The following is a 269-nucleotide window of genomic DNA, read 5'->3' on the forward strand; positions in this document are numbered from 1 at the left end:
CTGCGTGCGCCACAATAATCGTTACGATCTTAGGAACGATTATTGGACGAGCATTAGCGCGCTCCTCGTGGCGATATAAAGTACTACTAGAAACTATTTTCTTATTACCAATGGTGCTTCCACCAACTGTTATCGGCTTTTTTCTAATTATCATTTTTGGAAATAACAGTCCCATTGGAAAGTGGATTGAATCATTATTTCAGCAGTCCATTATGTTTACATCTACTGCTGCTATCATTGCTTCTACAGTCGTTGCATTTCCGCTCATG

The 269-nt window shown here is 39.8% G+C and carries 1 protein-coding gene; it reads left to right on the forward strand.

What is annotated here, in order from left to right; all coding sequences use genetic code 11:
• Positions 1 to 269: molybdate ABC transporter permease subunit (locus SB775_RS29905; RefSeq protein WP_410864874.1), on the forward strand; the 269-nt coding region annotated here is incomplete at both ends.

The organism is Peribacillus sp. SIMBA_075, assembly GCF_046534585.1.